The following is a 17,886-nucleotide window of genomic DNA, read 5'->3' on the forward strand; positions in this document are numbered from 1 at the left end:
GATTTTCAGCAGGGTCGACTTGCCTGCGCCGTTCTCGCCCATCAGCGCGTGCACCGAATGCGGCCGCGCTTCAAAGCTGATCTGCGCCAGGGCTTTCACACCGGGAAACTCCTTGCCGATGCCATTGAAACGCAGGGCCGCGCCGCTCATTTCCACAGGCCGATCTTGGTCAGTTCTTCCTGGAAATTGGCGCGGGTGATCAAGGTCACCTCGTCCATGGCGGTGTATTTGGCCGGTTCCTTGCCAGTGGTGACCCATTCATACATCGCCAGCGCGGTGTTATAGCCTTCGATATGCGGGCTGGGCAGCATGGAGCCGAAGAAACCGCTGTCGGCTTTCTTCAATTCGCCGATGGCGTCGGTGCCATTGATGCCGATGCCGATCACGTTGGCGGCCTTGAAGCCGGCGCTCTCAGTGGCGCGCACGCCACCGAGCACGGTGTTGTCGTTCATGCCGCCGATGATCAGGTTCTTCGCCCCGCTCGGCAGCTTGACCAGCGCCGAGTTGGTGGCGTCCATGCTGCCGGGCACATCGAGGGTTTTCAGCGCAGCGGTGAGGATGTGATCCTTCGGAATACCGGCCTCCTCCAGGGATTTGATCGAGCCGTCGGTGCGCTTCTTGCCGGTGTCGAGCTCGTTGAAAGTGTTGATCACCGCGTAGGTGTCCTTCCAGTCCCAACCGCGTTTTTTCGCTTCGGCGGCCATGGCAGCGCCCTGCTTCTGGCCCACCTCAAATGCGGCCATGCCCAAGTACGGCACCTCTTCCATAAAGTTGCCTTTGGCATCGACAAATCGGTCATCCACGGCCATCACTTTCAAATCGTTGACCTTGGCCTTGGCGACGATGGCCGGGCCCAGGGACACGTCTGGCGGGCAGATCACAAAGCCTTTCGCGCCGTTGGCGGCCAGGCTGTCGATAGCCGACAAGGTCTTTTCACCATCGGGCACGGCGATTTTGATCACGGTAAAACCATGCTCTTTGCCGGCCTTTTCCGCGAATGCCCACTCCGTTTGAAACCAGGGTTCCTCAGCCTGTTTGACCAGGAAACCGATCTTCACTTCTTCAGCCGATACCCAGCCGCTGAACGCCATCGCCAGTGCCACGGCACCGAGTGTTTGCTTGAACATGGACCACCTCCTTCTTGTTATTGAAAAACGCTTTAGTCGTGGTACATCACAGACCGCCCGCCATCGATCATCAGGCAAGTGGCATTGATAAAGGGCGCCTCGTCGGTCGCCAGGAACAGAGCCGTCATGGCCACTTCGATGGGCTGGCCAATGCGTTTGGGCGGGTGCAGGTCGAACGCGCGCTGGCGTTCGGCGTGGGGGTCTGGGAAACCGTTCCAGTAATCGACGTTGAGCTGGGTTTCGATATAGCCGGGGGCGATGGCATTCGAGCGGATGCCCTTGGGCGCGTACTCGATGCCCAAGGCACGGGTGAGGCCGAGCAGGCCGTGCTTGGCGACAGGGTAAGGAAAACAACCGGGAATGATGTGGCTGGAATGGGTGGACGCGATATTGATGATGTTGCCGATGCCCTGCTCGATCATGTGCGGCAACACCGAACGGCAGCCGTACCAGGCGCCGTCGAGGTCGATGGCGAAACAGCGGCGCCAGTCCTCGTCGCTCATCTCCAGCGGGTCACGGAACACATTGACCCCGGCACAGTTGACCAGCACATCCACGCGGCCAAAGCGCTCGATGGCCAGGTTGACCAGTGCCTGCCATTGTTCCTTGGAAGTGATATCAACCGGTTGGGCGTAAATCTGCGCGCCGCGTTCGCGCCAATGGGCGGCGACCTTCTCGACTTTGTCGCCCTGGATATCAGCAATGATCAACCGCGCCTGCTGAGCCTGGAAACAGGCAACGATAGCTTCGCCAATGCCTTGGGCGGCGCCGGTGATGATCACCACCTTGTTCTTCAGCCGCTCGCCGTAAGTGGGCTCGGGCACGGCGGGTAGGGACAACGGATGTGCCTGCATCGCTTCACCTTTTTATTTTTTGTAGTGAGTGCTGATGCTGGCGACTATAAACCCATCGCCTGAAATATCTCAATATATAAATTATCGTCCCATATAATGAGCAAATCTAAAAATGTGGGAGCGGGCTTGCTCGCGACTGCGGTGTGTCAGTTAAAGCATGTGCTGACTGATACACCGTATTCGCGAGCAAGCTCGCTCCCACATTGGGTCTTTAGGGACTTTACGAAAGAAGCTTCAGCCCAGGGCGAAGTCGCGCAAGGCATCGCCTTCCATGCGATAACGCACCCATTCTTCCTGAGGCTGGGCGCCGATGGATTTGTAGAAGGCAATCGCGGGCTCGTTCCAGTCCAGCACGCTCCACTCAAAGCGCCCGCAACCGTTGTCGCAGGCGATCTTGGCCAGGTGACGCAGCAACTTCTTGCCGGCGCCACCGCCGCGTTGTTCCGGGTTGATATACAGGTCTTCCAGGTAAAGGCAGTTACTACCCAGCCACGTGGAGTAGCTGAAAAAGAACACCGCAAAACCAATCGGCAATCCATCGCGCAAGCAGATCAGGCCATGGGCCGTGGCACCTTCGCTGAACAGGCTGCGTTCGATGTCCACCACGCTGGCGATCACTTCATGCCGGGCTTTCTCGTACTCGGCCAGCTCAGTGATGAAGGTCAGGATTTGCGCAGCATCGCTGGGTACGGCGGGGCGAATCTCGATGGTCATGGGCGAGCCTTGGGCAAATTCAAAGGCCACATACTAAGGCGATTTGATGGCCGTTTGCAGTGCAATTGATGCCGACGAGCGCGTTTCACTCCGGTGCGGGGTGATGCAAGCATCGGCAACCACAGAACAAAGCCTGCGCACGCCCATGGTAAACAATGGGCATAAATCCAACGATCAGAGACCTGCTCATGCACGCCACGCCACCAGTGGGCACCAAGACATTCGCGCTGTTCTGCCTAGCCAGCTTCCTGCTGTCACTGTCTTACGGTTCGACCTTTTTGTTGTCACTGCTGATCCATGCCCGTGGCGGTAATGAACACGACGCGGGCAGTGTCATTGCCACGGCGATGCTCAGCACTTTTGTGGCGGTCGTGTTTTCCGGGCACCTGGCTGATGCGCTGGGCGCGGCGCGAGCAATTGCGAGTACCGGCCTATTGTTGGTGGTGGCCTGCCTGGGGTTTGCCCTGACGCCGGGGTTTGGCCAAGGCTTGATGCTGTTTGGATTGTCCCTTGGCTTGGGCTGGGGCGTGTTCTATACCCTGGGCCCAATCATCGTGACGCTGCTAGTGGAACCACGCCAGCGGGCCAAATATTTCGCCTTGCTCTCGGGCAGTATGTTGAGCGGCATAGGTTCCGGCCCTTTGCTGGGACGCGCCGCCACTGCGCTGGACCTGCCCCTGACCACCGCGTTCTATATCGCCGGGCTCGCCAGCCTCGCCGGGGTGGTGATGTTCTGGCGCATGGGCTCCCGGTTGCGACAGCACGCGAATATGCCAACCGCCAGGATTTCCTGGCGCGCAAGCCGCCGCATACTGTCTTCCAAGGCGGCGTTCGCCATCCTGATGGTCGGCCTGGGTGGCTGCGTATTCGGGGGGCTGTCTTCGTTCCAGACCAGCTATGCCGTGGCTCATAAGCTCGACTATTCACTGTTCTTCGCGGGCTTCCTGACAGCAGCAATCACCAGCCGCTTGCTGATCGCAGGCTTCGTGGTCAAGCGCGATGCGTACCAGGCTGCCTGTGTGTTATCGGGGGTGATGTTCGGCGCGATCGCGCTGTTCGCGTTTGGTGTCAGCGGCAACCTCAGTTATGTGCTCGCCGCCGCCACGCTAGGGATCGGGTATGGCCTGACGTATTCAGTGATCAACGGCCTGGTGGCCAACGAAGCGCCCAGCGGCACCACTTCCCAGGCGTTGTTGTTGTTCAGCCTGGCGTACTTTATCGGCGTCTTCGGGTTTCCCTGGCTCGCAGGCAAGATCATCGTCGACTTCGGCCTTGCGACAATGATGCTGAGCGTACTGGTGATCGCGGCCCTCAACTGGGCGATCACGGTGGCACGCTTGATAGCGCGCCGAGTATCGGCACACAAAGTGATAGAGGTGAGCTGATACCGTTCGTCGCCCTCCCGGCACGATCAACAATCGCGGGCAGACCAATACAGGGTAAGGACATTAATCATATGGAGACACCCTGATGAAAAATTCCAAATTTGCTGCCCTCGCCCTCTCCGGCCTGTTGTCTGCCGCGTCCCTGAGCGCCTTCGCGGCCAGCTCGACCACCGGCCCCACCGATCCAACGCCGGACGCCACCACCGAGTCGCAAAAATCCATGGGCACCGGCATGGACACCAACGGTGGCGCGATCATCGACAACAGCGCTGACCCACGCACCAAAGGCAACGATACCCAGCGCCAGGCACCGGCGGCCGTGGGCAACGGCAAGATGGGCCCAGGCACGAGCAACAATGAGCCGAAGATCAACAAGGGCGACGACTCGAACATCCCGGGCGCGCAGAAACAACCAGCGCCTTGATGCACCCTTGGTACGACCTACACCCGACCATTTCCCAGTGAAGAGGTACGCATGAACGTCGATAGAAACCTTGAAAAAGAAGTCCTCACCCGCCTGCTGCACGCCCACCCGCAAGGCTTGGGCAAGGAGGTGCTGGACAATTACCGCGGTGAAAAAGAGGTCGCCAGTGTCTTGGCGTTCTTGCAAGACCGCGGGCTGATCAAGGATGGGCATGTGACCACCGACGACGCCGGCGAATACGCGTTGAACCTGCCAATCAAGCTCACCGCTTCTGGTGTGGATGAAGCGCGCAAGCTCGACGCCCAAAGTACTCAGTAATCCATTTCTGGCCTGGCCCCGCGACTGGGGCCAGAAGGAGTTTTAGCGATGCCTCGTGGAAGCAAAGCCAAATACACCGACGAACAGAAACGCAAGGCCGCTCATATCGAAGACAGTTATGAGCACAAAGGGTTGCCCAAGGACGAAGCCGAAGCTCGTGCCTGGGCCACCGTGAACAAACAGTCTGGCGGCGGTGAGAAAACCGGCGGATCAGGCAGGCGCAAAGCACCGACCAAGAAGGCCCAGGACCGGCAGGAATCGGCCAAGCGCGCCGCTGCCAGCCGTGAAGGCCACCCGCGCAGCAGTCGCGCTTCATTGGGTACGCAGACCAAGGAAAGCTTGATGAAAGAGGCGCGGGAAAAGAATATTTCAGGACGCTCAACCATGCGCAAAGATGAGTTGATCCAAGCCCTGAAAAAAGCAGGCTAAACGCAGAACCCATTGTGGGAGCGGGCTTGCTCGCGAAGGCGGAGTATCAGTCAGCACATGCTTTAACTGACACACCGCCTTCGCGAGCAAGCCCGCTCCCACATTTTTGGGCCTCGTTTATTCAGTCACTAATGCATCGACCTCAGCAGTGCCGGGCGAGGTCGCTGGCCCCCAGCGGGTTACCGCCAATGCCGCCGCTGCGTTCGCTCGACGCGCCGCCTCAACCGGTTTCAAGCCATTCGCCAACCCGGCAATAAATACTCCCGCATGTGCGTCCCCCGCGCCATTGCTGTCCACGGCCTGAACCTTGAATCCAGGGACATGCTCGATCTGTGCCCCTCGCCCTACCCAGCAACCATTTGGCCCATCACGCACAACCAGCAGTGCCTGCAAGTGCTGATTGAGCATGGGCAGCGCCTGACTCATATCCGCCGCCCCGGTAAACGCCAGGGCTTCAGGGCCATTGCTGGTCCAGATGTCGATACGCGGCAACAACGCGCGCATCAACGCGGAGTCCAGCGCCTTGACCATCGGGCCTGGGTCGAACACCACCACGATCTCTCGCGGTAGCGCCTGCAACCAGTCAAGCAAAGGCTGCGCCTTACCTTCAAGCAGCAAGCTGTAGCCACTGAGGTATACGTAATCATCGACACGCGGGACGATCCGAGCCAAGTCGTCGGCGCTCAACTCACCCTCGGCGCCGAGATGGGAGATGAAGGTGCGTTCGGTGCTGGCTTCAGTCAGCGACACGCACAAGCCGGTGTCTTTGCCTGCGCTGGCCGCCAAGGCCATTTCAATACCTTCGGCCTGCATCGCGGCACGCGCCAGCTCGCCAAAGCGCCCCTCGCCATGGCGACCCAGGTAAACCACCGACAACCCATTGCGCCGCGCCGCAGCCATTACGTTGAAACCACCACCCACTTGAAAACTGGCGGAGTTGGCCAGCACGTCACCGCCGCTTGCCGGCAGGGTGTCGAGGCCCATGACCAGGTCGACAATGACCTGGCCGGTGTGCAGCAATCTAGACATTGGCGCTCTCGACTAAAGCCGGACGACGGTCAGACGCCCCGCCCAATACTGCATATATTCCGCCCGCTACCAGGAAGGTTACGATCCAGCCCAGGCCGTTATGGCCCAGCCAGGAGTCGGACAGCGGCCCGGCAAACCAGATGTTTTCGGCGGTGGTGCCAATGGTGGTGAAGCTGAACCCCAACACAATGGCCACCGCCCAGGCGCCAAATGCGCGCCACTCCACGCCGCCGCGATACCAGTAGGCACTGCTGGGGCTGACGTCCAGCAGGTCGGTGGGGCTGTAGTAATGCCGGTGAATCAAGTCGACCACGAAGATCCCGACCCACGCCGTGATCGGCACCGCCAGCAGCGAAATGAAGGTGATGAACGGGCCATAAAAGCTGTCGGCGATCAGCATGAAGTAGATGGAGCCGGCAAAGATCGCGACGATATCGACGATCACCGCATGCACGCGTTTGACCTTCAAGCCCAGGGTCAAGGTAGTGAGACCGGCCGAATACACCGACAGGTTGTTCGACAGCAACAGCCCGCCGAACGCGGTGATCAGGTACGGCACGGCCATCCAGGTCGGCAGCATGTCGCGGATCGCGATGATGGGGTCGGTGGCCGACGCCAGGTCATTGTTGCCCACCGACAACAGGCCGCCGAGGGTGATCAACAGCACCAGCGGGATGCCTGCGCCAAACGCAGCGGAGGCCACCAGGCGCACGGCCTTGACGCTGCGGTGCTGGTAACGCGACATGTCTGCACCGGCGTTGGCCCAACCGATACCGGTACCGGCAGCCATGGTGCCCACGCCAATGATCATCGCGCTCAACGGCGCGGGGGTGGCGTTGAACACCGCGCTCCAGTCGATAGTGGCGCACAGAAAGCCGCCCACCAGAATGTTCAAGCCGCCGAAGACGTAGGTCGCCCACTTCTGGATCACCAGCAACGTGGCGTGGCCCAGGCCCGATACGGCCAGGGTCAGCAGCACGAAGATGGCAATGAAGATCAGGGTGAGCACCGGCGCGCTTTTCGCCTCCACTGCCGAGCCGAACAGGATGGAGCTTAATGACAACAACACGAAGGCTGCGGTGGTGGTGTTGACGGTTTCCCAACCCAGGCGCGACATCAGCGACACCAAGGTCGGGCCGATATTGCCGCGCACCCCGAAGATGGCGCGGGACAAGGTCAGGCTGGGCGCGCGACCGCGGCGGCCAGCGATGGAGATAATGCCCACCACGGCAAAGGAGCCAGCGGCGCCAAGAATCGCAACGATGATCGCCTGCCAGATGGCCAGGCCACGAAACGCCACCAGCGTCGCGCCAAGGGGCAAACCGAGGATGCTGATATTGGCCGCAAACCACACCCAGAACAGTTGCAGCGGATGGCCGTTGCACTCGCCTTCCGGGACCGGCTCGATGCCGCGTGTTTCCAATTGCCCAGCGCTTTGGCCGGAAGAGGGGCTGCTCATGAAAGGGTGCTCCTGGTGCCTGTATTGTTGTGGTTGTGGCAGCGAGTCGAATCTTTATCCGGTCTTCCTGACCCAACGCTTTTTAATGTGGGAGCTGGCTTGCCTGCGATTGCGGTGGGGCAACCAGCTCATCCGCCACTGAAAACCGCTATCGCAGGCAAGCCAGCTCCCACAATTAGTTCCGTGTTTATCGCAAGGCCAATAAGGCTTTGACCAGCGGCTGCAAGTCCAGGCCATTGACTCGCTTGACCTGTTCAACCAACGCCTCAGGCCAGCACTGCATGCCCAGGCACGCCCCCAGCATGGCGCCGAGGATCGCGGCAATGGTATCGGTGTCGCCACCCAGACTGGCTGCCAGGCACAGGGCTTCGAAGGCGTTCATGTCGCCCGATGCCACTTGCTGCGCCAGGGCAAACGACACCACTACCGATTCCTGGGAAGCCACCGAAGTACCAATCAACTCGTAAAGCAGGTCGGCAAACAACGCTTTATCGCCGCTGCCGACGCTTAGAGTGCGAGCCCAACTAATGCGGGTAGAAATGCGTCCACCCGCGATCCAGTGACCATGGCTTTCAGCCTGCCGAGCCATTTGGGTCCCGATATTCAGGGCTTCCCCCAGGTCCACGCCATTGATGCCGGCCGAGACCACTGCCGCCACGGCCGCAGCGCTGGAAATACCCAAGCTGGTGTTATGGGTGACCTGGCACGCCTGGATCACCGCCTGGATAAACCGCCCCGGGTCGCTGACATCAGCGGCGACGCCCACCGGGGTGATGCGCATGGCCGCGCCATTGGTGGTGCCGTAGCGCCCGGATTCCTCCGGGGTATGTCCGGCGAGGATCATGTCGATCGCGCGCTTGGTGGACGGCCCGAGCAAGTCCTGGGAGCCTTTGGCGCGCATGCCCGCTTCCCAATCGATCAAGCGTTGGGCAAGCACAGCGGGCTGGATCTGGCCCTGGCCTTGCACCAATAACTCGGCGACCAGAATGGCTTGCTCGGTGTCATCGGTGATGGAGCCGGCAGGCATGTTCGGTGCAATGGGCTGGTCGGCGTCGGCGTCTTCCAGAGCGGTGATGGCACCGAAGCGCTTTTGTACCTGCTCGCGGCTCAAGGATTGGGTGGGCATACCCAAAGCATCGCCCAGGGCCAGGCCATAGAAGGCGCCAAGGGCGCGATTTTCGCGGGTCATTTCGACGCTCCAAACTGCAGATGCAGGCGAAAGTGCAGCGGGTCGAGCAGGCTTTCGACATGTTCCATGAAACGCTCGCGACGATCATAGGTGGTGCGCGCAGCCTTGAGAAATACTGTGCCGCCGGGACGCCCGAGTAATTCGGCATCTTCATCACTCAGCGGCTCGGCACCGATCCACTGATCGCCCTCGGCCCCGACGTAGCCGTAGGCGGCCAGGGTGATGGTCAAGGAGTTATCGATCAGGCCAATGCGCGGCAGGCTTTCCAGGTCGCCAACGGCCGGCATCAGCGAGCGTTCCAGGGACACCGCTGTGCCGTCTGCGGTGCGCCGAAGGCGGTCGAGGGTAATGAACTGGTCGGTGCCGAAACGGCTGAACAGATCAGGGCGCGTGACGGCCTCGAAACGCAGGATGTCAGTGCTTACCTGGGCGCCCGTATCGGCCAAGGCCTGGGCCCAACCGCTGCGTTGATCCAGCACCATGCCGTCAAAGGTGACGATCGAGCCGACCCCACTTTGGGTGGCGATGTAGTTGCGACGCTTGAGCTCGGACAGCGCCTCACGCAGCGTGCCACGACTGACCGCAAATTCCTCGGCCAGTTGATGCTCGCCGGGCAACAGGAAGCCGTCGGCCATGACCCCACCCTCGATACGGCGGATGAGTTCGTCGACGACGCGTTTTTTCTTATCAAATCGAACATGTCTAATCATGTACAAATTGATAACCGAAAGCGCGCATTTGCCGCAAGAGGATTATTTCAGGCTGAAGACAAAAACCGCCTCAGGGCTCCAGGCCGATGGGGAAAAACTCCCCGCTGCTCCATACGCCAAGCCAGTTTTGACCGTTGATCGGACGGCTCACTGCCAGCTCCACCAACTGGTAAAAAGCGTTGCGATGCACGAGGGCTTCAAGATTGGTGCGAACGCGCACGTAGGGTGCCGGTTCCTGGGTGACGGGGTCGATCACCACCCGCAGCGGGTGCTCGAGGCCTGCCTCGACCTGTTCATCGACGTTGGTGGTAAAGCGCAAAACCTGGCTTTCGCCCTGCCCTTGCACGTTCAGGGTCACGGCGACAAAGGGCGCATCATCGACCTGGATGCCGACCTTCTCCACCGGCGTCACCAGGAAATAATCATCGCCATCGCGGCGGATGATGTTGGAGAACAGCTTGACCATCGGCTTTCGCCCGATGGGCGTGCCCTGGTAGAACCAGGTGCCGTCACGGGCGATGCGCATGTCGATATTGCCGCAGAAAGCCGGGTTCCACAGATGCACCGGTGCCGGCCCTTTGCCCTTGGGCAGTTGGGCCAATAAATCATTGGCCTTGGCGGAATCGGTCATGACGGGCTCCTCTGTTTACTGATTGCTCATGCCCAGTAAACCGCGGGCATATTGCGCCAGGGGACGGGCAATCAAATCTTGTGGCGATGTGTCGTGGAACGTCAGTAAACCGCCACGACTGCGAATACGTGCAGTATCAATCAAATACTGGGTGCTGGTCTCGATCAACATGACTTGGATCACCCCGCTGTCCAGGCCAAGGCGGTCCAGAGCTTGTTGGTCGGTCCACTCGTCGGCGTTGCCGATACGGTCATCGGCTGCCGCAAAGCGGCAATACAGCAGGTAGTGAGCACCGGCGTCGCGGGCTTCGGCCATGGCCTGTTCCAGCCCTTCCGGCTGGCGGGCGCGGCGCACCATGGGGAAATATTCGACGAAGCCATTGAATGCTTCCTCGGCCACCACATTGGGCCGCGGGTAGGCGCTGCCCGGTGGCACGAAGGCGCCTTGGGCGATAAACACAAAGGAGTCCGGCTGTATGCGCACCGAGGCAGTACGCCGCGTATCGCTGTGGTCGAGCAGCCCGGCATCGCTCATCTGATAGCGGGTGCCTTCGGCCATATCACTGACGGTCATACAACCGCCCAGGGCCAATGACGCCAGCAGCAAAACCAGACTACGCATCCTAATCCTCCAGGGGCCGGTGACAGGAAACCGGCGAATGGGGCGTGGGATGCAGGTTCTACGCCAGTTCGAACAGCGCATGACAAATGTGGGGCTTGCCTGCGACGCGCATAGGTATCTACACAACGTCGGTACGACGCTGGACCTGTGGCGAGGGAGCTGTTCATCCATCAATTAACAGCCAAAAAAAAGGGCGACCGAAGTCGCCCAAAATGCCTTGCGTGCTCATGTAACCCGGAAAAACTTAAGGTTTTTTACGCTTGTTCGCGTCTTTCCAGATAAAAAATCCAAACCCTACAAAAAACAACACCATGAGGCTAACAGTCAGCACTCCGGCAAAAACCACATTATCGAAAAACATGACCGGCCTCCTGCACTTGCCCTGTTGCGATAGGGCTAAGTTAATGGAGAAGGCGCGGTGGGAAATTGACCAGGATCAATATCGCCCACAACGGCGCGTAAAGAAGGGGAATAACTGACCTGCATCAACGGATGCAGGGTGTTTCAACGCTTTTTCGGTTTGTTCTTGGGCTTTTTCTTGGGCTTGCCCAGAGGCATGGCTTGTTCAAAGGCTTGGCGCACTTCATTCAAGCGTTTGTCATTGAGGTCGTGCACGCGCTTGGCGCGTTCGGCGTTCAGGTCGATCAGCTTGTCGTCATCACTCATGGCTTGGCTTACGTCGTGGCGGGAATGCCTCAATAATGCGGCCTGCCCCGCCCGACGGCAATTAAGCGGGCGACAAAATGCAGGCCATCGACCAGAATCGGCGCTTTCTACCCTGCCCAGGAGGCGCATCCAGGTGGCCTTGCACAACGACCTTCCGCCACTGTTGGCCCTGCGCGCCTTCGAAGCCGTGGCGCGGCACTTGAGTTTTATCAAGGCGGCCAACGAGTTGTCGGTGACCCAAAGTGCCCTAAGCCACCAGGTGCATAAGCTCGAACACCACTTGGGCAAACCGCTGTTTATCCGGCGTACCCGTGCGATTGACCTGACGTTGGCCGGGCAAGCGTACTACGAGCAGATCCGCCCTGCCCTGGACGCTATCGCCGCTGCGACGCGCAACCAACGGGGTGCGCCCAGCGCCAATGTGTTGCGTATCGGCTTGCTGGCGTCCTTTGCCACGCTGTGGCTGGCGCCGCGCCTGGCCGAGTTTCTACAGCGCTACCCGCATATCCAGGTGGAGTTGCTGCCCGCGATTCAATTGGCCAACGTCGCCACGGCCGAGGTTGACCTGGCCATCCGCTACGGCAAGGGCGACTGGCCCGACGTGCACGCCACGCGCCTGATGGCCGAAACCCTGTCACCGGTATGCAGCCCTGCATTCAAAGCCCGGCAGGTCGCCAGTGGCGCGTTGTTGATGGCGACCTCGCACCGTCCTTTCGAGTGGACCGATTGGTCCGCCCATTACCAGGTCAACCTCGATCACCACCCCCGCGTGATGCTGCATGACTACAACATCGTGGTCGAAGCAAGCGTGGCCGGCCAGGGAATCGCCATGGGCCGCCATCGCCTGATCGAACGCAGGCTCCAGGACGGCAGCCTGGTGGAGGCTTTTGACTGGCCGCCCTATCACAGCGACATCGGCTATTGGCTGATCGCCCCCCAGGGGCCGCTCAGTGAGGCGGCTGAATGCTTCAGCCAGTGGTTAAAACAAGCGTGCGCCGACGCGTGAGTTTTTTCGATACGTCGAGTGAGATCTATCCGTTTGTCGCCCCTCGCCACCGCCAACATGCTGGAACCTTCTGACACCAGAGGGTTTGACCATGACCGACTCCATCCGCCAGCGCGTACACGCCCTCGGCCTGACACTGCCCACGCCCAGCCAACCCGCGGCCAACTACATCAATCATGTGAGCAGCCAGCATCAACTGTTCATCTCCGGGCAAATTCCCCTGCTCGATGGCAAACCCGCCTACCTTGGCCGCCTGGGTGACTCCCTCAGCGATGAAGATGGCGCCCAAGCGGCAGAACTGGCGGCGCTGGGCCTGCTGGGGCAATTGAGCGATGCGCTGGGCGATGACCTGTCGCGGGTGGTGCGCGTCCTGCGTCTGGGTGTGTTCATTGCCAGCAGCGCCGATTTCCAGCGCCAGAGCGTGGTCGCCAATGGCGCCTCGAACCTGCTGGTCAACGCCCTCGGCGACAAGGGTCGACACGTGCGCACTGCCGTAGGGGTCTGCAGTTTGCCGGCTGGCGTCGCCGTGGAGGTAGATGCCATTTTCGAGCTGCAGCCATGAGCCCGCTGCAAGTGCAGCACTTGCGAGAGGCCACGCCCGGTTGCCAATCCGGCATCGTGCACTTCAACCACGCCGGGGCATCCTTGCCCAGCCAGGCGACGCTCGACGCCATCATCGACCAGCTGCAACGCGAAGCGCGCGACGGCCCGATGGAGGCCGGCGAACAAGGTGCCGTCTTAGTGGAAAAGGCCCGCCGAGCCGCCGGGCAACTGCTCAATGCGCCCGCTTCGTCGATTGCCTTCGCCAGCAGTGGCTCCACGGCCTGGAGCATGGCCTTCCAGGCGTTGGGGCCGTGGCAGCCGGGCGATCGAATTCTAGTGGGGCGCCATGAATGGGGCGGTAACCTGGCGAGCATGGAACTGGCCGTTCAAGCCGGGGCGCGGGTGGAGGTCATCCCGTGCGATGCCAGCGGCGCCGCCTACCCGGTGGCACTGGAGGCAATGCTCGATGCCAAGGTGAAGCTGATCGACCTCACCTGGCTGCCGGCCAACGGTGGTTTGATCAACCCGGCCCAGGCCATCGGCGATGTGGCCAGGCGGCATGCCATTCCCTACTTCATCGACGCGGGCCAGGCCGTCGGCCAACTGCCGGTGGATGTGCAAGCGTTGCAGTGCGATGTGCTCAAGTCTGCCGGCCGCAAACACCTGCGCGGGCCTCGCGGTACCGCACTGCTGTACATCCGGCCGGAGTTCCTCCAGCACCTGAACCCGGCCCAACGCGACGTGTTTTCAGCGCCCTGGACCGCCGAAGGCTTCGACCTGCGCAACGACGCGCGACGCTTTGAAACCAGCGAAGTGTCCTTCGCCCTGCTGGCCGGCCTGGGCAATGCGTTGCACGAGATCAATCAACTGGGGAGTGAGCGGGTATGGCAAAGAGTCTTGCAGACCAGCGCGCGAATCCGCGAAGCACTGCGTCAGATACCGGGGATTAGCTTGCACGACTTGGGCAACACGCATTCAGGCTTGATCGCGTTCAACCTGGCCGGCTGGGATAGTTTTGAACTCAAACAATGCCTGGGGTCAAAGCGCATCAACATCGGCGCCAATGGCGTGGCCTACACCCCGCTGGACATGCAAGCGCGTGGGTTGACCAGCATTGCGCGCATCTCGGTCAGCCCGCTCAACACCGATGACGAGATTGAGTTGCTGGTGAAGGCCCTGCGCGAACTGAAGGGCTAGACCTCGATATCCACCCACAGTCCCTGGCGCGGCGCGTCTTCGATCAGCGGCGCCACGGGCACGGTGTTGTCAGCGTTGAGCAAGTCGCCAGGAATCGGCAAATGCTGCTGCGCGTCGTCGTCGGCTTCACGCCGGCGTTTCTGCTGCTCCTGCTGGCGCCGCTGCTCTTCGCGCAACAGAAAGGTCGATTGCTCGGCATCGCCTTTTTTCAGGTCGATCGTGCTCTCGTTGGAGCCCGCTTGAACGGGCACCACCGGCGGAATATCCGGCTTCTGGCGTGCCGGGTCGAGTTGCGACGTGACCGGCACAACGCTGACGGGCAGCATGGGTGGCAGCATGATAATTATTCTCCTGATCAACAGGCTGTCGGCGGGTGGCAGGGTGACTTGAGCACCCGCGTGCCAAGCTGTGACTCAGTCGACACTCTCAAGTGCCCGCCATCCGTCGATTCAATTTCCGCCGGCCCGTACAAACAGCGTAGTTTTTGTCAGAGTTCTTGGGCGCCGGGCCGTGTTCCGTTAACATAGTCGGCTTTTTCACGGCGGGAGTCAGGCAGCATGGCGCAGCAGTATCAACCGGGGCAACGCTGGATTAGTGACAGCGAAGCAGAGCTGGGGTTAGGCACCGTTCTGGCACAGGACGGCCGCTTGTTGACCGTGCTCTATCCGGCCACTGGCGACACGCGCCAGTATGCGCTACGGAATGCGCCCCTCACTCGCGTGAGGTTTTCGCCGGGTGACACCATCACCCATTTCGAAGGCTGGAAAATGACCGTACAGGAAGTCGACGACGTCGATGGCCTGCTGGTCTACCACGGCCTCAATGGGCAGAACGAGCAGGTCACCCTGCCGGAAACCCAACTGTCCAACTTCATCCAGTTCCGCCTGGCCAGTGACCGTCTGTTCGCCGGGCAGATTGACCCGCTGGCGTGGTTCTCGCTGCGCTACCACACCCTGGAACACACCAGCCGCCAGTTGCAGTCCTCGCTGTGGGGCCTGGGTGGCGTACGCGCCCAACCGATTGCCCACCAACTGCACATCGCCCGCGAAGTCGCTGACCGTATCGCGCCACGCGTATTGCTGGCGGACGAAGTGGGCTTGGGCAAGACCATCGAAGCGGGCCTGGTGATCCATCGCCAACTGCTCTCGGGCCGTGCCAGCCGCGTACTGATCCTGGTTCCGGAAAACCTGCAGCACCAATGGCTGGTGGAAATGCGCCGCCGCTTCAACCTGCAGGTTGCGCTGTTCGATGAAGAGCGCTTTATCGAAAGCGATGCCACCAACCCGTTCGAAGACACCCAGCTTGCACTCGTTGCGCTGGAATGGCTGGTGGACGACGAGAAGGCCCAGGACGCGCTGTTCGCCGCCGGTTGGGACTTGCTCGTGGTCGACGAAGCCCACCACCTGGTGTGGCACGAAGACAAGGCCAGCGCCGAATACTCGCTGGTCGAACAGCTGGCCGAAGTGATTCCTGGCGTGCTGCTGCTGACTGCCACCCCGGAACAATTGGGCCAGGACAGCCACTTTGCGCGCCTGCGCCTGCTGGACCCGAACCGCTTCCACGACCTGCAAGCCTTCCGCGCCGAGAGCGAAAACTATCGCCCGGTGGCCGAAGCCGTGCAGGAGCTGCTGGACAAGGGCCGCCTGTCGCCGACCGCACACAAGACCATTCAAGGCTTCCTCGGCGACGAAGGTGAAGCCCTGCTCACCGCCGTCAACGATGGCGACACCGAAGCCAGTGCCCGCCTGGTGCGTGAGCTGCTGGACCGCCACGGCACCGGCCGCGTGCTGTTTCGCAACACCCGCGCCGCGGTGCAAGGCTTCCCCGAGCGCAAGCTGCACGCCTACCCGCTGCCGAACCCGGACGAATACCTCGAACTGCCCCTGGGCGAACACGCCGAGCTGTACCCGGAAGTCAGCTTCCAGGCGCAACCGGACATCGAGGAAGAGAACCGCTGGTGGCGCTTCGACCCACGGGTCGAGTGGCTGATCGACCAGCTGAAAATGCTCAAGCGCACCAAGGTCCTGGTGATCTGCGCCCACGCCGAAACCGCCATGGACCTGGAAGACGCCCTGCGCGTGCGCTCCGGCATTCCGGCCACGGTGTTCCACGAGGGCATGAACATCCTGGAGCGTGACCGCGCGGCGGCTTATTTTGCCGATGAAGAGTTCGGTGCCCAGGTGCTGATCTGCTCGGAAATCGGCAGTGAAGGCCGCAACTTCCAGTTTTCCCATCACCTGGTGCTGTTCGACCTGCCGTCCCACCCCGACCTGCTGGAACAGCGCATCGGGCGTCTGGACCGGATCGGCCAGAAACACGTGATCGAACTGCACGTGCCCTACCTGGAAACCAGCCCGCAAGAGCGCCTGTTCCAGTGGTACCACGAAGCGCTCAATGCCTTCCTCAACACCTGCCCGACCGGCAACGCCTTGCAGCATCAGTTCGGCCCACGCCTGCTGCCCTTGCTGGAAGCTGCCGACGACAGCGAGTGGCAAGCCCTGATCGACGAAGCCCGTGCCGAGCGCGAGCGCCTGGAGCAGGAGTTGCACACCGGTCGCGACCGCTTGCTGGAACTCAACTCCGGCGGCGCCGGCGAAGGCGATGCGCTGGTCGAGGACATCCTCGAACAAGACGACCAGTTCGCCCTGCCTATCTACATGGAAACCCTGTTCGACGCGTTCGGCATCGACAGCGAAGACCATTCGGAAAACGCGCTGATCCTCAAGCCCAGCGAAAAAATGCTCGACGCCAGCTTCCCCCTGGGCGACGACGAAGGTGTGACCATCACCTACGACCGTAACCAGGCGCTGTCGCGCGAAGACATGCAATTCATCACCTGGGAGCACCCGATGGTGCAAGGCGGCATGGACCTGGTGCTGTCCGGTTCCATGGGCAACACCGCCGTGGCGCTGATCAAGAACAAGGCGCTCAAGCCAGGCACCGTATTGCTTGAACTGCTGTATGTTAGCGAAGTGGTCGCCCCGCGCTCCCTGCAACTGGGCCGCTACCTACCGCCGGCCGCCTTGCGCTGCCTGCTGGATGCCAACGGCAATGACCTGTCGGGCCGCGTGTCGTTCGTGACCTTGAATGACCAGCTGGAAAGCGTGCCACGGGCCAGCGCGAACAAATTCGTGCAGGCGCAGCGGGACCAACTCACACCGCGCATCAACGCCGGCGAAGAGAAGATCGCCCCACGTCACGCCGAACGCGTGGCCGAAGCCAAGCGTCGCCTCGCGGCAGACACCGACGAAGAGCTGGCGCGCCTGACCGCGTTGCAAGCGGTCAACCCGACCGTGCGCGACAGCGAGCTGGTTGCCCTGCGCAACCAACGCGAGCAAGGCCTGGCCATGCTTGATAAAGCCGCGTTGCGACTGGAAGCGATTCGAGTGTTGGTGGCAGGTTGATAATCCGCTGAACATAAAAGGCCCGCGCAATGCGGGCTTTTTTATTGGCCTTGCAGGCGTCATCGCGGCATAGGTATCTACACAACTCTGAAGCAATCGACAGTAACCACGATGCGAAGCGAGCCGCTCTTGATCTGCTTTTGATCTTGATCTTAGGCGCCCCGTTAAACCACGCTGGCC

21 protein-coding genes are annotated in these 17,886 nt (G+C 61.1%); 8 read left to right on the top strand and 13 right to left on the bottom strand.

Annotation, left to right across the window (positions count from 1 at the left end):
• The 4 genes from QK296_RS27955 to QK296_RS27970 all read right to left on the bottom strand — a co-directional run.
• Positions 1-150, bottom strand: a 150-nt coding sequence (locus QK296_RS27955) for an ATP-binding cassette domain-containing protein (RefSeq protein ID WP_122993403.1), incomplete at its 3' end; no start/stop codon positions are given.
• Positions 147-1,127, bottom strand: coding sequence for a substrate-binding domain-containing protein (locus tag QK296_RS27960; RefSeq protein ID WP_003193492.1), 981 nt, complete (start codon positions 1,125-1,127; stop codon positions 147-149). The genes QK296_RS27960 and QK296_RS27955, both read right to left, overlap by 4 nt.
• A gap of 32 nt (positions 1,128-1,159) precedes the next feature.
• Positions 1,160-1,981 carry an SDR family oxidoreductase gene (locus QK296_RS27965; RefSeq protein ID WP_282392167.1) on the bottom strand — a complete coding sequence of 274 codons (822 nt, stop codon included), beginning with the start codon at positions 1,979-1,981 and terminating at the stop codon, positions 1,160-1,162.
• Between the two features lie 234 nt (positions 1,982-2,215).
• Positions 2,216-2,695, bottom strand: a complete 480-nt coding sequence (locus QK296_RS27970; protein ID WP_003193496.1) for a GNAT family N-acetyltransferase — start codon at positions 2,693-2,695, stop codon at positions 2,216-2,218.
• Positions 2,696-2,883: 188 nt separating this feature from the next.
• Between QK296_RS27970 and QK296_RS27975 the strand changes: the two genes are divergently transcribed.
• From QK296_RS27975 to QK296_RS27990, 4 genes are all read left to right on the top strand, one after another.
• The gene (locus QK296_RS27975; RefSeq protein WP_094775309.1) at positions 2,884-4,080 is read left to right on the top strand and encodes an MFS transporter; all 1,197 of its coding nucleotides are present in this window, start codon (positions 2,884-2,886) and stop codon (positions 4,078-4,080) included.
• Positions 4,081-4,165: 85 nt separating this feature from the next.
• A complete protein-coding gene (locus tag QK296_RS27980; RefSeq protein WP_094775308.1) occupies positions 4,166-4,504 on the top strand; it encodes a hypothetical protein in 339 nt (112 codons plus the stop codon).
• Between the two features lie 51 nt (positions 4,505-4,555).
• A complete protein-coding gene (locus tag QK296_RS27985) occupies positions 4,556-4,822 on the top strand; it encodes a hypothetical protein (protein ID WP_032895690.1) in 267 nt (88 codons plus the stop codon).
• 48 nt (positions 4,823-4,870) lie between these two features.
• Positions 4,871-5,251 carry a Rho termination factor N-terminal domain-containing protein gene (locus QK296_RS27990; protein ID WP_003193505.1) on the top strand — a complete coding sequence of 127 codons (381 nt, stop codon included), beginning with the start codon at positions 4,871-4,873 and terminating at the stop codon, positions 5,249-5,251.
• A gap of 117 nt (positions 5,252-5,368) precedes the next feature.
• Here the strand turns inward: QK296_RS27990 and QK296_RS27995 are convergent, their stop codons facing one another.
• The 8 genes from QK296_RS27995 to QK296_RS28030 all read right to left on the bottom strand — a co-directional run bounded on the left by QK296_RS27995 (position 5,369) and on the right by QK296_RS28030 (position 11,556).
• Positions 5,369-6,280, bottom strand: coding sequence for a PfkB family carbohydrate kinase (locus QK296_RS27995; protein WP_057709672.1), 912 nt, complete (start codon positions 6,278-6,280; stop codon positions 5,369-5,371).
• Positions 6,273-7,739 (bottom strand): cytosine permease, encoded by a 1,467-nt coding sequence (locus QK296_RS28000; RefSeq protein WP_003193507.1) that lies wholly within the window; start codon positions 7,737-7,739, stop codon positions 6,273-6,275. Before QK296_RS28000 ends, QK296_RS27995 begins: the two co-directional genes overlap by 8 nt.
• Positions 7,740-7,926: 187 nt before the next feature.
• Positions 7,927-8,928: an ADP-ribosylglycohydrolase family protein gene (locus QK296_RS28005; protein WP_003193509.1), complete on the bottom strand. Its 1,002-nt coding sequence runs from the start codon at positions 8,926-8,928 to the stop codon at positions 7,927-7,929.
• Entirely contained in the window at positions 8,925-9,638 is a 714-nt protein-coding gene (locus QK296_RS28010; protein ID WP_282392180.1) for a GntR family transcriptional regulator, read from the bottom strand. The genes QK296_RS28005 and QK296_RS28010 overlap by 4 nt, the downstream gene beginning before the upstream one ends.
• 70 nt (positions 9,639-9,708) lie before the next feature.
• A complete protein-coding gene (locus QK296_RS28015; RefSeq protein ID WP_034135341.1) occupies positions 9,709-10,269 on the bottom strand; it encodes a DUF1285 domain-containing protein in 561 nt (186 codons plus the stop codon).
• Between the two features lie 15 nt (positions 10,270-10,284).
• Complete coding sequence (locus QK296_RS28020) at positions 10,285-10,890, bottom strand: DUF4823 domain-containing protein (protein WP_003193513.1); 606 nt, start codon at positions 10,888-10,890, stop codon at positions 10,285-10,287.
• 244 nt (positions 10,891-11,134) lie between these two features.
• Positions 11,135-11,251 (bottom strand): cytochrome c oxidase subunit CcoM, encoded by a 117-nt coding sequence (ccoM, locus tag QK296_RS28025; RefSeq protein ID WP_019817835.1) that lies wholly within the window; start codon positions 11,249-11,251, stop codon positions 11,135-11,137.
• Between the two features lie 143 nt (positions 11,252-11,394).
• Positions 11,395-11,556 carry a hypothetical protein gene (locus tag QK296_RS28030; RefSeq protein WP_003193515.1) on the bottom strand — a complete coding sequence of 54 codons (162 nt, stop codon included), beginning with the start codon at positions 11,554-11,556 and terminating at the stop codon, positions 11,395-11,397.
• A 133-nt stretch (positions 11,557-11,689) separates the two neighbouring features.
• On the opposite strand from QK296_RS28030, the gene QK296_RS28035 reads away from it, so the two are divergent.
• The 3 genes from QK296_RS28035 (at position 11,690) to QK296_RS28045 (ending at position 14,302) form a co-directional block, all read left to right on the top strand.
• Positions 11,690-12,562, top strand: coding sequence for a LysR substrate-binding domain-containing protein (locus tag QK296_RS28035; RefSeq protein WP_003193517.1), 873 nt, complete (start codon positions 11,690-11,692; stop codon positions 12,560-12,562).
• A 91-nt stretch (positions 12,563-12,653) separates the two neighbouring features.
• Positions 12,654-13,124, top strand: coding sequence for a RidA family protein (locus QK296_RS28040; protein ID WP_057709670.1), 471 nt, complete (start codon positions 12,654-12,656; stop codon positions 13,122-13,124).
• Positions 13,121-14,302: an aminotransferase class V-fold PLP-dependent enzyme gene (locus QK296_RS28045; RefSeq protein WP_282392184.1), complete on the top strand. Its 1,182-nt coding sequence runs from the start codon at positions 13,121-13,123 to the stop codon at positions 14,300-14,302. The genes QK296_RS28040 and QK296_RS28045 overlap by 4 nt, the downstream gene beginning before the upstream one ends.
• Here the strand turns inward: QK296_RS28045 and QK296_RS28050 are convergent.
• Positions 14,299-14,640 carry a hypothetical protein gene (locus QK296_RS28050; protein WP_003193522.1) on the bottom strand — a complete coding sequence of 114 codons (342 nt, stop codon included), beginning with the start codon at positions 14,638-14,640 and terminating at the stop codon, positions 14,299-14,301. The two genes, QK296_RS28045 and QK296_RS28050, sit on opposite strands and share 4 nt — an antisense overlap.
• 219 nt (positions 14,641-14,859) lie before the next feature.
• Here QK296_RS28050 and rapA point away from each other — a divergent pair, with 219 nt between their 5' ends.
• The gene (gene rapA, locus QK296_RS28055; RefSeq protein WP_057709669.1) at positions 14,860-17,706 is read left to right on the top strand and encodes an RNA polymerase-associated protein RapA; all 2,847 of its coding nucleotides are present in this window, start codon (positions 14,860-14,862) and stop codon (positions 17,704-17,706) included.
• Positions 17,707-17,886 lie beyond the last annotated feature (180 nt).

The sequence above is a fragment of the Pseudomonas sp. AL10 genome (genome assembly GCF_029960685.1).
GTDB lineage: Bacteria > Pseudomonadota > Gammaproteobacteria > Pseudomonadales > Pseudomonadaceae > Aquipseudomonas > Aquipseudomonas lactis.

Bases quoted from the DNA above. Each gene is read 5' to 3' on its own strand.
- QK296_RS28045 (WP_282392184.1), top strand. From the start codon at position 13,121: ATGAGCCCGCTGCAAGTGCAGCACTTGCGAGAGGCCACGCCCGGTTGC.
- QK296_RS27980 (WP_094775308.1), top strand. From the start codon at position 4,166: ATGAAAAATTCCAAATTTGCTGCCCTCGCCCTCTCCGGCCTGTTGTCT.
- QK296_RS27965 (WP_282392167.1), bottom strand. From the start codon at position 1,981: ATGCAGGCACATCCGTTGTCCCTACCCGCCGTGCCCGAGCCCACTTAC.
- QK296_RS28005 (WP_003193509.1), bottom strand. From the start codon at position 8,928: ATGACCCGCGAAAATCGCGCCCTTGGCGCCTTCTATGGCCTGGCCCTG.
- QK296_RS28020 (WP_003193513.1), bottom strand. From the start codon at position 10,890: ATGCGTAGTCTGGTTTTGCTGCTGGCGTCATTGGCCCTGGGCGGTTGT.
- rapA (WP_057709669.1), top strand. From the start codon at position 14,860: ATGGCGCAGCAGTATCAACCGGGGCAACGCTGGATTAGTGACAGCGAA.
- QK296_RS28015 (WP_034135341.1), bottom strand. From the start codon at position 10,269: ATGACCGATTCCGCCAAGGCCAATGATTTATTGGCCCAACTGCCCAAG.
- QK296_RS27985 (WP_032895690.1), top strand. From the start codon at position 4,556: ATGAACGTCGATAGAAACCTTGAAAAAGAAGTCCTCACCCGCCTGCTG.
- QK296_RS28040 (WP_057709670.1), top strand. From the start codon at position 12,654: ATGACCGACTCCATCCGCCAGCGCGTACACGCCCTCGGCCTGACACTG.
- QK296_RS27960 (WP_003193492.1), bottom strand. From the start codon at position 1,127: ATGTTCAAGCAAACACTCGGTGCCGTGGCACTGGCGATGGCGTTCAGC.
- QK296_RS28030 (WP_003193515.1), bottom strand. From the start codon at position 11,556: ATGAGTGATGACGACAAGCTGATCGACCTGAACGCCGAACGCGCCAAG.
- QK296_RS27990 (WP_003193505.1), top strand. From the start codon at position 4,871: ATGCCTCGTGGAAGCAAAGCCAAATACACCGACGAACAGAAACGCAAG.
- QK296_RS27995 (WP_057709672.1), bottom strand. From the start codon at position 6,280: ATGTCTAGATTGCTGCACACCGGCCAGGTCATTGTCGACCTGGTCATG.
- QK296_RS28050 (WP_003193522.1), bottom strand. From the start codon at position 14,640: ATGCTGCCACCCATGCTGCCCGTCAGCGTTGTGCCGGTCACGTCGCAA.
- ccoM (WP_019817835.1), bottom strand. From the start codon at position 11,251: ATGTTTTTCGATAATGTGGTTTTTGCCGGAGTGCTGACTGTTAGCCTC.
- QK296_RS27970 (WP_003193496.1), bottom strand. From the start codon at position 2,695: ATGACCATCGAGATTCGCCCCGCCGTACCCAGCGATGCTGCGCAAATC.
- QK296_RS27975 (WP_094775309.1), top strand. From the start codon at position 2,884: ATGCACGCCACGCCACCAGTGGGCACCAAGACATTCGCGCTGTTCTGC.
- QK296_RS28000 (WP_003193507.1), bottom strand. From the start codon at position 7,739: ATGAGCAGCCCCTCTTCCGGCCAAAGCGCTGGGCAATTGGAAACACGC.
- QK296_RS28010 (WP_282392180.1), bottom strand. From the start codon at position 9,638: ATGATTAGACATGTTCGATTTGATAAGAAAAAACGCGTCGTCGACGAA.